9 protein-coding genes are annotated in these 12235 nt (G+C 71.9%); 4 read left to right on the top strand and 5 right to left on the bottom strand.

Going from position 1 to position 12235, the window contains the following annotated elements:
• Window positions 1-46: 46 nt before the first annotated feature.
• Complete coding sequence (locus ABC270_RS08465) at window positions 47-3556, top strand: proline dehydrogenase family protein (RefSeq protein WP_412880376.1); 3510 nt, start codon at window positions 47-49, stop codon at window positions 3554-3556.
• A gap of 140 nt (window positions 3557-3696) precedes the next feature.
• On the opposite strand, the gene ABC270_RS08470 is transcribed toward ABC270_RS08465, so the two are convergent.
• Window positions 3697-4125: an acyl-CoA thioesterase gene (locus ABC270_RS08470; RefSeq protein WP_412880377.1), complete on the bottom strand. Its 429-nt coding sequence runs from the start codon at window positions 4123-4125 to the stop codon at window positions 3697-3699.
• A gap of 479 nt (window positions 4126-4604) precedes the next feature.
• Here ABC270_RS08470 and ABC270_RS08475 point away from each other — a divergent pair, with 479 nt between their 5' ends.
• The gene (locus ABC270_RS08475) at window positions 4605-5045 is read left to right on the top strand and encodes a VOC family protein (RefSeq protein WP_412880378.1); all 441 of its coding nucleotides are present in this window, start codon (window positions 4605-4607) and stop codon (window positions 5043-5045) included.
• Window positions 5046-5063: 18 nt separating this feature from the next.
• On the opposite strand, the gene ABC270_RS08480 is transcribed toward ABC270_RS08475, so the two are convergent.
• Entirely contained in the window at window positions 5064-5645 is a 582-nt protein-coding gene (locus ABC270_RS08480) for a QsdR family transcriptional regulator (RefSeq protein WP_412880379.1), read from the bottom strand.
• Window positions 5646-5692: 47 nt separating this feature from the next.
• On the opposite strand from ABC270_RS08480, the gene ABC270_RS08485 reads away from it, so the two are divergent.
• A complete protein-coding gene (locus ABC270_RS08485) occupies window positions 5693-6886 on the top strand; it encodes an acyl-CoA dehydrogenase family protein (protein ID WP_412880380.1) in 1194 nt (397 codons plus the stop codon).
• Window positions 6887-7370: 484 nt separating this feature from the next.
• Here ABC270_RS08485 and ABC270_RS08490 read toward each other — a convergent pair whose 3' ends face one another.
• The 3 genes from ABC270_RS08490 to ABC270_RS08500 form a co-directional block, all read right to left on the bottom strand.
• The gene (locus tag ABC270_RS08490) at window positions 7371-9464 is read right to left on the bottom strand and encodes a S9 family peptidase (protein WP_412880381.1); all 2094 of its coding nucleotides are present in this window, start codon (window positions 9462-9464) and stop codon (window positions 7371-7373) included.
• Window positions 9465-9502: 38 nt separating this feature from the next.
• The gene (locus ABC270_RS08495) at window positions 9503-10375 is read right to left on the bottom strand and encodes a patatin-like phospholipase family protein (RefSeq protein ID WP_412880382.1); all 873 of its coding nucleotides are present in this window, start codon (window positions 10373-10375) and stop codon (window positions 9503-9505) included.
• Window positions 10376-10535: 160 nt separating this feature from the next.
• A complete protein-coding gene (locus tag ABC270_RS08500; RefSeq protein ID WP_412880383.1) occupies window positions 10536-11273 on the bottom strand; it encodes a S1 family peptidase in 738 nt (245 codons plus the stop codon).
• Window positions 11274-11401: 128 nt separating this feature from the next.
• Between ABC270_RS08500 and ABC270_RS08505 the strand changes: the two genes are divergently transcribed.
• On the top strand, window positions 11402-12229 hold the full coding sequence (locus tag ABC270_RS08505; RefSeq protein WP_412880384.1) for a hypothetical protein: 828 nt from the start codon (window positions 11402-11404) through the stop codon (window positions 12227-12229).
• Window positions 12230-12235: the final 6 nt, after the last annotated feature.

Below are 12235 nucleotides of genomic sequence, written 5' to 3' on the forward strand. Positions count from 1 at the left end.
GGAAAGGTTGCTTCCGCTGATGCTTCGGCGGCTCCACACTGATCCCATGACGACCGTGCACGAGCACCCCGCTGCCGCCTCCCAGCCCACCGGACCCGGCGACCTCGCCGACGAGTCCGTCGCGCTCGTCCGCCAGTGGCTCGCCGAGGCCGAGACCTACCCGGTCGACGGCTCCGCGAAGCAGCTCGCGGGCGTGCTCGCCGACCCGGCCGGCCTCGACTTCGCGGTCGGCTTCGTCGACGGCGTCGTCCGCCCGGAGGACCTCGGTGTCGCCGCACGGAAGCTCCGCGCCATCGCGCCGAACGCCCCCGGGTTCCTGCCCGCGGCGCTCCGGGGGCTCGTCCGGCTCGGCGGCGGCATGGCGCCCGTGCTGCCCGGCGTCGTCGTACCGATCGCCCGCCGCGTGCTGCGGGAGATGGTGGGGCACCTCATCGTCGACGCCACGGACGCCAAGCTCGGCCCCGCGATCGCCAAGATCAAGCGCGAGGGCGTCCGGCTCAACGTCAACCTGCTCGGCGAGGCGGTCCTCGGCGAGAAGGAGGCCGCGCGTCGGCTCGCGGGCACGGAGAAGTTGCTCGCCCGCGACGACGTCGACTACGTGTCGATCAAGGTCTCCTCGACCGTGCACCCGCACTCGCCGTGGGCGTTCGACCACGCCGTCGAGGACATCATCGAGAAGCTCCGGCCGCTGTTCCGCCGTGCCGCTGCCGCCTCGCCGAACAAGTTCATCAACCTCGACATGGAGGAGTACAAGGACCTCGACCTCACCATCGCGGTCTTCACGAAGCTCCTCGACGAGCCCGAGTTCACGACGCTCGAGGCCGGCATCGTGCTCCAGGCCTACCTCCCCGACGCGCTCGCCGCGATGCAGCACCTCCAGGAGTGGTCCGCTGCTCGTCGTGCCCGCGGGGGTGCCGACATCAAGGTCCGCCTCGTGAAGGGCGCGAACCTGCCGATGGAGCAGGTGGAGGCATCGGTCCACGGCTGGCCGCTCGCCACCTGGCACACCAAGCAGGACTCCGACACGAACTACAAGCGGGTGCTGGACTGGGCGCTCACGCCGTCGCGCATCGAGAACGTCCGCGTCGGTGTGGCGGGGCACAACCTCTTCGACGTGGCGCACGCCTGGCTGCTCGCCGGCCAGCGGGGCGTCCGCGACGGCATCGAGTTCGAGATGCTGCTCGGCATGGCGCAGGGGCAGGCCGAGGCCGTCCGCCGCACCGTCGGGTCGCTGCTGCTCTACACGCCGGTCGTGCACCCCGGCGAGTTCGACGTGGCGATCGCGTACCTGATCCGTCGCCTGGAGGAAGGGGCGTCGCAGGAGAACTTCATGTCCGCGGTGTTCTCGCTCGCCTCGTCGCCCGAGCTCTTCGCTCGTGAAGAGGACCGCTTCCGCTCGTCCCTGGAGCCCCTCGCCACTCCGGAGGGGCTCCTCGCTCCGGCATCGCACCGTGTGGCCGACCGCTACGCGGCGGTGGGGCGTCCCGTGGCCGGGCACTTCGAGAACACCCCGGACACCGACCCGTCGGTCGCGGAGTTCCGGCAGTGGGGTGCCGAGATCACCGCGCGCGTCGCGTCCTCGACGCTGGGCACCAGGGCCGTCCAGGAGGCACGGGTCGACTCCGCCGCGACGCTCGACTCTGTCCTCGGTCGCGTCCGCGCCGCGGGCGCCGAGTGGGCCACGTGGTCGGGAGCCTCCCGCGGAGCCGTCCTGCACGCGGTCGGCGACGCGCTCGAGGCCAACCGGGCGGCGCTCGTCGAGGTCATGGCGTCCGAGACCGGCAAGACCATCGACCAGGCCGACCCCGAGGTGTCGGAGGCGATCGACTTCGCGCACTTCTACGCGGAGCTCGCAGCAGAACTCGACGAGGTGGACGGCGCGACGTTCACGCCCGCCGCGCTGACGCTCGTCGCGCCGCCGTGGAACTTCCCGGTCGCCATCCCCGCCGGTTCGACGCTCGCTGCCCTCGCGGCAGGCTCCGCCGTCGTCCTGAAGCCCGCGCCGCCGGCCGAGCGCTCGGGCGCCGTCCTCGCGTCGATCATCGAGACCGCGCTCGACCTGCACGGTGCCCCGGCGGACGTGCTCGCGTTCCTCCAGGTGTCCGAGAACGACCTCGGGAAGCAGCTCGTGTCGTCGCCGCTCGTCGACCGGGTGATCCTCACCGGCGCGTACGAGACCGCCGAGCTCTTCCGGTCGTTCCGTCCCGACCTGCCGCTCCTCGCCGAGACCTCCGGCAAGAACGCGATCATCGTCACGCCGTCCGCCGACCTCGACCTCGCCGTGAAGGACGTCGTCGCCTCGGCGTTCGGGCACGCGGGCCAGAAGTGCTCCGCGGCCTCCCTCGTGGTCCTCGTCGGGTCGGTCGCCACGTCGCGGCGCTTCCGGTCGCAGCTCGTCGACGCGGTGTCCTCGCTGACGGTGGGCTACCCGACCGACGCCACGACGCAGATGGGGCCGGTCATCGAGCCGGCCGCGGGCAAGCTGCTCGACGGCCTGACGAAGCTCGGCGCGGGAGAGACCTGGGCCGTGCAGCCCGCGCGCCTGGACGACTCGGGGAAGCTCTGGAGCCCCGGCGTCCGCGACGGTGTCGCCCGCGGCTCGGCGTTCCACCGCACCGAGTACTTCGGCCCGATCCTCGGGATCATGACCGCGCGCACCCTCGACGAGGCGATCGACATCGTCAACGAGGTCGACTACGGCCTGACCTCGGGGCTGCACTCGCTCGACCCGGCGGAGATCGGCACCTGGCTCGACCGCATCGAGGCGGGAAACCTCTACGTGAACCGCGGGATCACCGGCGCGATCGTCCGTCGGCAGCCGTTCGGCGGGTGGAAGAAGTCGGCCGTCGGCGCGGGGACGAAGGCCGGTGGGCTCAACTACCTGCTCGGGCTCGGTTCGTGGTCGTCCGCGCCCGCCGGCGCCGGTGCGGCGGTGTCCGCGCCGGTGGCGTCCTTCGTCCGCGCTGCCGGGGTGGCGTCGGAGTCGCTCGACCGCTCGCTCGCGTCGGACCAGCAGGCGTGGGCGTCGTTGTTCGGCACCGCGACCGACGTCTCGGGATTGACCGCCGAGCGGAACATCGCGCGCTACCTGCCCTACCCGGGCGTGCAGGTGCGGCTGGCCTCGGACGACGGCTCGACGGTCGACGGTTCGGTGCTCGACGGTTCGGCGCTCGACGTCGAGGCGCTCGTCCGGGTCGTCGCGGCTGCGCTCCGCGCGGGGACGACCATCGACGTGTCGGTCGCCGGCGCACTGCCGGCCGCCGTGCGCTCCGCACTGCAGTCGCTGTCGATCGTGCGGTCGCTCCGGGACGAGGAGACCGATGCGACGTTCGCGGCTCGGATCGCGGACGGTCCCTCCACCCGGGTGCGGCTCATCGGCGGTGACGTCTCGGCGCTGTACACGGCGATCGGTGGGCGTCCGGACGTGGCGGTCTACGCCGAGCCCATCACCGAGGCCGGGCGGCTCGAGGTGTTGCCGTTCCTCCGGGAGCAGGCGGTGTCCATCACGGCGCACCGCTTCGGCACGCCGAACCACCTGACGGATGCGCTGATCTAGCGGCGCTCGCCCGGGCGCGCGCTCGCTTCGGCGCGAAGGGGCGTTCGGGTGTGCGATCGACCCGACGCGGCGTTCGCACAACCGAAGGCGGCTCGAACCAGGGGATCCCGTGGTTCGAGCCGCCTTCGGTTGTGCACTGGTCAGGCGGGCACGGTCATCGTGCGGGAGACGAGTTCGCGGAGTTCGGGCGGCACCGGCACGGGGCGGCGGGCGCCCTCGCGATCGATGACGACGTGGACGAACTCGCCCGTCGCGAGCAGGGCGCGGTCGGAGGCACGGAACAGACCGAACTCCCACGCCATGCTCGTGGTGCCGACGCGCTTCGACCGCATCCCGACCTCGATGACGTCCGGCCAGACCGCCGACTGGACGAAGTGACAGCTCGAGGAGACGAGCACGGCGATCCACTCCGACGAGAACGGGTCGAGCCCGGCGACCTCGCGGAACCAGTACGTGGCCGCGTTGTCCATCGCGGAGTAGTAGATCGTGTTGTTGACGTGCCCGAACATGTCGTTGTCGTTCCACCGCGTGGGGTAGGTGCGGGTGAACGGGTACTCGTCGATGCTCATCGGTCTCCGATCGGTTGCGCGGCTCGGCTGACCCCGCGGGCGTGGCCGTGGCGTCGGCGTTGGCCGGCGCCGGGGCAGGGGCCGGACCGACCGTAGTCGGCTGCTGCTCCGTGTCGTCTGATGTCCGGGAGTCCGGAATCCGTCATGGGGTCGAGCGGGTACAGTGCGGCAGCCGTCTGTTCAGGGCGCCGTCCGTACCGTGGCCGACATGTGCGAGTCGGTCCAGTGTCCGGTGTGCGGCAAGTCCTCGTGGACGGGCTGCGGCGACCACGTCCGTGACGTGATGCGTGGTGTCCGTCGTCGGGACCGGTGCCGGGGACACGGCATCCCGCAGCACCTGCTGGAGACCCGCGGCTTCCGCTGATCGACGTGCGCTGTCCGGTCACCGCGCCGTCCGGGTGCTCGTCAGGCCGTCGGCGTTGCCTCGACGTGTGCCGGCGATCGTCGGCCGCCCGACGCACCACGAGGAGCACCCTGCCGTGACCGAGTCCTTCGCCCACCCCACCGCGCTCGCCCACGTCCGGGTGACCGTGACCGACATCCACCGGAGCAAGGCGTTCTACGAGCAGCTGCTCGGCGTCGCCCCCGCGATGGACTTCAGCGAGCACGCCGACGAACCGGGGATCGAGCAGGACCGCGAGCGGCTCTACGGTGGCTGCATCTTCCCGCTGGGGGACCAGCTCTTCGGGCTCCGACCCGTCGCGCCGCACGGGCAGCGGTTCGACCCGGACACGGTCGGGCTCGATCACGTGAGCTTCACCGTGGGCTCGGTCGAGGCGCTCCACGAGGCTGCTGCTCGCCTGGACGGCGCGGGCATCGAGCACGGTGCGGTGACGGACCTCGGGGACGCGGGCATCGTGATCCTGTCCGTCCAGGACCCCGACGACATCAACCTGGAGTTCACCGCCGCGAAGGGCTGACGCCGTCACCGTCAGGCCTCAGTCGACCGGTGCCGGGACGGCGGCGGGGCGGAGCACGTACTCGAACGTCGCCCGAGCGCGGGCTGCGTCGGGCGTCTCGCCCGAGATGAGGTCGGCGTACGTGAACGACTCCGAGATGCGCACGAGCAGTCGCGCCAACTCCTCGCTCGGCAGCGGCGAGGGATCGAACGCGCCGGAAGCCCGCTCGACGTCGATCAGCGCGGTGACCCGTTCGACGAACCGGCGCTGCACGTCACTCTCCGACGTCGTCAGGAGTCGGAGTGCCCGTGCCGGTTCCCGGGTGAGGAACGCCCGGAAGTAGGGCGCACGGATGAGGTCGGCGGTGAACCGGTCGAGGACGTCGATGATGCGTGCGGCACCCGACGGAGCAGCCGCTGCGGCAGCGCCGTCGAGCGTCGGGACGGCCAGGGACCACAGCACCTCGGACAGCAGCCGGTCCCGGTTGCCCACCCACCGGAAGAGGGACGTCCGGTCCACGCCGAGCGACGCTGCCAGGGTCCCCATGTCGATCCGCGAGCCGTCGATGAAGGTGTGGCGGGCCTCCCGGAAGGCGCGCAGCGCAGAGTTCGATGTGTACATGCATCCCTCCCTTGCAACGTTTCCGAGAATGATGCACGATCGGACGTATGTCAACGACGGCAGCCACCACGCCCCTCCTCGAATCGGACTTCTACGGCTTCCAGGCCGGGTTGACCGAGCGGGAGCGTGACTCGCTCGGCCAGCTGCGGGCGTACCTCGAGGCAGAGGTCCGCCCCATCGCCGACGACTACTGGGCTCGCGCCGAGTTCCCGATGCAGGTCATCGCGCCGCTCGCCGAACTCGGCATGTACGGACCAGGCGTCCCACTCGTGCGCCGGTTCGAGAACTCGGCCGTCTACCGCGGCTGGGCGGCGCTCGAGCTCGGGCGCGTCGACGCGAGCGTGGCGACGTTCATCGGCGTACAGTCCGGCCTCGCGATGAACTCGATCGCGGTCGCCGGGAGCGTTGAGCAGCAGCAGGAGTGGCTGCCGCCCATGGCCCGGGGCGAGCTCGTCGGGGCGTTCGGACTCACCGAACCGCTGTCCGGCAGCGATTCGGCGCGTGGGCTCCGGACGACGGCCCGGCGTGAGGGCGACGAGTGGGTGCTCGACGGCGAGAAGCGCTGGATCGGCAACGCCACGTTCGCCGACGTCGTCGTCATCTGGGCGAAGGACGTCGCCGACGACCAGGTGAAGGGCTTCCTCGTCACGACGGACAGCCCCGGCTTCACTGCGACGAAGATCGAGGACAAGATCGCCCTCCGCGGGGTGCAGAACGCCGACATCACGATGACGGGCGTCCGCGTCCCGGAGGCCCGTCGGTTGCAGCGCGCTGACTCGTTCCGTGCGACGGCCGAGGTGCTGCGGCTCACCCGCACCGAGGTCGCGTGGCAGGCGATCGGCATCGCGGTCGGCGCGTACGAGGCCGCGCTCGAGTACGCACGCACGCGCATCCAGTTCGGCAAGCCGATCGCGTCGCACCAGATGGTGCAGGACCTCCTCGTGAAGTCACTCGCGAACATCACCGCATCGATCGCGCTCTGCACGCAGGCCTCTGCCATGCAGGACGCTGGGATCGGTGGGGACGAACACTCGGCGATGGCGAAGGCATTCGCGACGGCGAAGATGCGCGAGACGGTGGCCTGGTGCCGTGAGGTCCAGGGCGGGAACGGGATCGTGCTGCAGAAGGGTGTCGCCCGGTTCTTCGCCGACGCCGAGGCGATCTACTCCTACGAGGGCACCCGCGAGGTGAACACCCTCATCGTCGGGCGCGCGATCACGGGGCAGGCAGCGTTCGTGTGAGGGGCTGAGGCTCGGCCGGAGCGCGGCGCTCGCGCAGCTGCTCCGGCCGGTTCCGTGTGCGACTTCGGGTGTCGCTGCGGACGGGCGCGGCCGGTGTCGGACGACATCGGCCGCGTCGTTGCTTGCTCCTGCAACAGTTGCGGGAGCGGAAGAGCGACGCGGTGGTCGTCATGTGGCATCGGTCGTGTCGTTGCCCGCGTGCGCACCAGTTGCGCGGGCGGGGGAGCGACGCGGTGGTCGTCGTGCGACGTCGATCGCGTCGTTCGACAGCCGCGGCAGGCGCGACGCGGGTGCGCACCACGCCCGAGCGACGGCGCACGCGTCGATCGACACGTGCACCGTCGCACGAGCTGCGCGGCACGCGGTGCTCGTGCATGGTCCGACGAACCACCGGACGATCGACGGGTGGTTCGTCGAACCGCGCGCGTTTCGAGGAACCATCGCCGGGTGCCCTGCCCCGGTCGGGCCTGGCCCGGCCCGCGGTCTACCCGAGCAGCTCCGGCCGCTCCCACTCCTCACCGAGGACGTGCTGCGCGAGGAACGCGAACACGGTCTCGTACCAGACCTTCGCGTGCTGTGGCTTCAGCACCCAGTGGTTCTCGTCCGGGAAGTACAGGAACCGGTGCGGCATCGTCCCGTCCTCGGCCGCGTGGTGCTCGGCGAGCTCGGACCACAGCCGCAGCCCCTCACCGATCGGCACCCGGTAGTCCTTGTCACCGTGGATGACGAGCATCGGTGACGTGATGTCGGCCACGAACCGGTGTGGGTCGTTCTCGCGCATGCCCTCGGCATCGAAGATCGACTGCCAGTACTGCGACATGTCCGTCGTGCCGTTGAACTGCTCGAGCGCCCAGAGGCTCGCGTGCGTCACGATCGCTCGGAATCGATCGGTGTGCCCGGCGACCCAGTTCGCCATGTACCCGCCGAAGGACCCGCCCATCGCCGCGGTGCGGGTCTCGTCGATGTCGTCGCGGGCCTCGACCGCGTCGGTGATGGCCATGAGGTCGGTGTACGGCGCCTGCCCCCACGCGTTCCACCCGCGGTTGACGAAGTCGAGCCCGTACCCGGTCGACAGGGCGGGGTCGGGGAGGAGCACGGCGTACCCGCGCGCGGCCATGAGCTGCGGGCTCCACCGCCACGACCACTGGTTCCAGGAGTTGAGCGGCCCGCCGTGGATCCAGAGGAGCAGCGGGTGCGGCCCGTCGCCCTCGGGCAGGACGAGCCATCCGCGGACGCGCGTGCCGTCCGGGGCGGTGGTCTCGACGTCCTCGATCGTGCTGGGCACGTCAGGGAGCGGCGCCGGGGTCGCGAGGACGGTCACCGAACCGTCGGCGGCGATCCGGACCGGGTGGAGCGGCGCCTGCCAGGAGGCACGGAGCGCCACGATCTCACCGGTCGCGGCCGCCACGCGCAGGTTCGAGTACGCCCAGTCGTCGTGGGTCAGCTGCTCGACCGCGCCGCCGTCGAGCGGGATCCGGAACACCGGTGCCCGGCCGTCCTGGTCGGCGGTGGCGAGGAGCGCGCCGTCACCGTGCTCGAAGACGAGCTCACTCGGCCAGCGGTCCCAGTCGGCCGCGATCCGTCGGGCGCCGGCGACGTCGACCGTGCCGTCCGCGGTGATCCCGGCCGTCCAGACCTCTTGCTCGTGCGCACCGGCCGGGGTCGAGCGCTCCGTGCGGACCCACGCGACGGTGCGCCCGTCGTGACTGATCCGGGGCATCTCGTGGTCGACGTCCGGCTCGTCGAAGAGCGTGGTGCGGGTGCCGGTGGCGACGTCGATGGTGACGAGCGCGGTGCGGAACCCCCGGGCTTCCTGCACGCCGACGGACGCGATCAGGGTCCGGCCGTCGGGGGTCAGCGCGCCGTCGACGTGGTCGAGCGTGCGGGCCGGCGCCGGGGTGAGGTCGACCGGGAGCGGCAGGTGCGCCGGGTAGTCGGGGGCGTCCTCGCCGGGAGCCGGGCGGTCGGCATCGTCCCGCTCGCGCAGGCCGCCCAGCTCGAGTGCGAGCACGTGCGGCTCGTCCGGGCCGAGGTCGTGGTCCCAGAAGCGCACCGGGTAGGTCTCGTGCAGGATCGCGCCGACCTTCTGGTCCTTCCGGCGCTTCCGGAGCGCTCCGTCGGCCGCGAGGAACGACGCCGGAGCGTCGGTCGATGCCTGGGCGCCCGGCAGCAGCGACGCGGTGAGCGCGACCACGTCGGCACCGGCGGCCGTCGCGAGGACGCCACCCGCGCCTCCCGGCAGGGCGGTGACCGGACGTGCCTCGCCACCCGCCGCGGGGAGCAGCCAGAGCTGCGGCGCGTCGTCGGACCCGGACTCGTCGGGCCGGCCGGAGACGAACAGGACGTCACCGGACCGGGTGACCGCGACGCCGCCCTCGCCCTTCGCGGAGCGGGTCAGCCGGACGGGGGTGCCGGAGCCGTCGGCGGGGACGCTCCAGACCGAGCGGCGGTACCCCGTCCGGTCGTCGTCGAGGGCGCTGACGGTGAGGACCACCCGCGAGCCGTCGGGAGCGACCGCGATGCCGTCGACTCGGGGGAGGGCGGTGAACTGGTCGAGGTCGGAGAACGGCGTCGTCATGACCCCACGCTAGCGACGTCCGGTGACACGGCGGGGACCTACGCCCAGAACGCGGCGATCTGCTCCGCGACGGTCGATCCCTGGCGGTGCCCCTGCTCGGCCGAGGGCGCCTGCGTGGACAGGGCGAGCGAGTTCGTCCCGAAGGCGTGCTGCGAGGCGCTGTCCGCCACGACGGTCTCGACCGAGCTGCCGCCGGCCCGGAGGCTCTCGACCGCGACGTCGAGCCACGGCCCGAGCGGCGACGGGCCCTCGGGACCGCAGGCGACGACGAGCACCCGCTCGTACCCGGCGGCGACGTCGGCGTTCGTGGCCGACCGCAGCCCGCCGTCGATGTGGGGGACCCCGTCGATCGACACCGGTGTCCAGACGAACGGTACCGAGCAGCTCGCCGCGACCGCACGGGCGAGCGGCACGCCGGAGTCGGCGGTGAGCACCCGGAACGTGCCGTCGGTGGCGTCGATGGTCGTCGCGCCGAGCGGCTTCGACGGCCACTCGGTGCCGGGGATGGTCTGCTCGAAGGTCGCGATGCGTTCCTCGTCGGTCTGACCGCCGACCGACTGCTGTGCCACCGCGCCGAGCCGGGCACGGGCGTCCTGGTCGTCACGTGCGCCCGCGAGGACCTGCTCGAGGCGGGTCTGGTAGTCCTCCGACGGGATGACCGGGGGCTCCTCGTACGTCGAGGGCAGCGGTGCGTGCTGCTGCGCGTACGCATCGGCGACCGCTCCGGCGCGCACGAACGTCCCGACGACGCTGCCGGCGCTCGACCCGACCACGAGGTCCGCGGCGTCGAGGTCGACCCCGGCTTCCTGGAGGGCGGTGAGCACGCCGAGTTCCCAGGCGATGCCGGCGACGCCGCCGCCTCCGAGGACGAGTGCGCGGGTGCCGGGGACGGGTGTCGAGACGTCGGTCATGGGTCATGCTTACCAACCGCGCCAGCCCTGACGGGCCGCGGCGCGCGGCCTGTGGACGCCGAACCGCTCAGGTCCGCGTGTGCAGGAGAGGCGGGTAGGGACGGACGGGAGGCCCGTGGCGGCGTCGCCACGGGCCTCCCGTCGGACAGGGCGGCGTCGGTCAGACGCCCGCCGTGCTGCGGATCCAGCTGGCGCTCTGCGTCAGCACCGCGTAGTTCGAACCCGCGTGCGTGTTCGCCCCCGGATCGGCCACGTCGCCGGTGGAGCACACGCCGACGACCCTGCCGTTCACGAGGAGCGGGCCGCCCGAGTCACCGTGGTTCGAGGCTCCCGAGACGCCCGTCACGTGCTGCGCGGTGCCGTTGTACGCGTCGACCGAACGACCGGTCAGGTTGACCGACGCCTGGTACAGGCCGGTGCTCGGGACGCTGTTCGCGCGGTTGCCGTAGCCCATGATCGTGCCCGTGCCCGACGACTTCGTCGTGTAGGCGAGGTCGAGCAACGCGTACGACGAGAGCGTCTTCGCGGTGCGGAGGTGCACCAGGGCGATGTCGCCGGACGGCGCCGAGTACAGGCGATCGGCGGCGGTCGCCGTCCCGCGGTTGGTGGTGCTGTTCGAGTGGTAGACGTTCATGGCCGTGGTGCCGTCGACGCAGTGGTTGGCGGTGAGCACCCACGAAGCGTTGATCTGCTCGCCCGTGCATCCGTAGGTGCCGGAGCCGCCCTGCTGGAAGACGAGCTGCACCTCCCACGGCGTGCTGGGTGCCTGTTCGCCGCCGATCACCTGCGGGGAGACGGTGGCGGCGTTCGCCGCGGAGGCCCCGAAGGTGCCGCCGAGGAGGACGATGGCGGCGGTCGCGAGGAGCGCCGTTGCTCTGGTCTTGAGTCGCTGCTGCATGGGGATGATGCTCTTCCTGCCCTCGTTCGGGGGGCAAGTCGGCGTTGCAGGGGACAACATTCGTACCCTCGCCCGGCGCCCTGTGGACAACCCCTCCGACGTCGGTGGGGTGTCCTACCGTCGTGGGCATGACACGGGAACGGAGTGGGGTCGACCGTCGGCGGCGCCGTGCCGGTGCGGTCGGCTGGCCGATCGTCGTTGCGACCGCGCCCACCGCCGCGTTCCAGCTGCCGAACCTCGTCGCCGCTCCTGGGCTGAAGGTGTCCCTCGTCGTGTTCGGTCTCCTGGTGCTGCTCGCGGCGGTGGTCGTGCAGGTCGTCCGCGCTCGTCGGGCTGCGACCGCCGTGGCCGCAGCCGCCGCCGTCGCCCGGTCGACCGAGCTCGAGCAGGGCACGGCCGTCCGGTACGCGTTCGGCCAGCTCGCGTCGAGGCTCACCCGGTTCGCGGAACTCCGGCGGCACGAGCGCCGGCAGGAGCTTCCGGGTTTCGCCGACCGGGTCGCCGTGGCGTTGGCGTTCTACCTGCTGCCGGGTGTCCCCGACGTCCGAGCGAACGTGTACCAGCTGTCCGCGGACCTCCGGGCGCTCGAGCCGATCGGGCACGGGGGTGCGGAGGACACCGCGGGGGTCTTCCGGGCCGGGACGCCCTACGGCGATCGGAACCTCGACTGGGTCCTCGTCGGGGGCGGCCCGCGCGTGGTCGGTGACCGAGCGGCCGACGTCGACGTCGACGAGGACCTGCCCGGCTTCGAACCCCGCTACCGCTCGTACGTCTCGGTCGTCATCCGCTCCGAGGAGTACTCGTTCGGCATGCTCACCGTGGACTCGCCCGCACCGGACGCGTTCACCGACCTCGACGCGAAGTACATCGCCCTGATGGCCTCGTTCATGGCCGTCGCGTTCTCGCTCGCGTCCCCGTTCCCGGACCGCGATCGCAACCACCGGAAAGGCCCGTGATGCGCA

The sequence above is a fragment of the Curtobacterium phoenicis genome (assembly GCF_047238015.1).
GTDB lineage: Bacteria > Actinomycetota > Actinomycetes > Actinomycetales > Microbacteriaceae > Curtobacterium.

Bases quoted from the DNA above. Each gene is read 5' to 3' on its own strand.
- ABC270_RS08465 (WP_412880376.1), top strand. From the start codon at position 47: ATGACGACCGTGCACGAGCACCCCGCTGCCGCCTCCCAGCCCACCGGA.
- ABC270_RS08470 (WP_412880377.1), bottom strand. From the start codon at position 4,125: ATGAGCATCGACGAGTACCCGTTCACCCGCACCTACCCCACGCGGTGG.
- ABC270_RS08480 (WP_412880379.1), bottom strand. From the start codon at position 5,645: ATGTACACATCGAACTCTGCGCTGCGCGCCTTCCGGGAGGCCCGCCAC.
- ABC270_RS08485 (WP_412880380.1), top strand. From the start codon at position 5,693: ATGTCAACGACGGCAGCCACCACGCCCCTCCTCGAATCGGACTTCTAC.
- ABC270_RS08490 (WP_412880381.1), bottom strand. From the start codon at position 9,464: ATGACGACGCCGTTCTCCGACCTCGACCAGTTCACCGCCCTCCCCCGA.
- ABC270_RS08495 (WP_412880382.1), bottom strand. From the start codon at position 10,375: ATGACCGACGTCTCGACACCCGTCCCCGGCACCCGCGCACTCGTCCTC.
- ABC270_RS08500 (WP_412880383.1), bottom strand. From the start codon at position 11,273: ATGCAGCAGCGACTCAAGACCAGAGCAACGGCGCTCCTCGCGACCGCC.
- ABC270_RS08505 (WP_412880384.1), top strand. From the start codon at position 11,402: ATGACACGGGAACGGAGTGGGGTCGACCGTCGGCGGCGCCGTGCCGGT.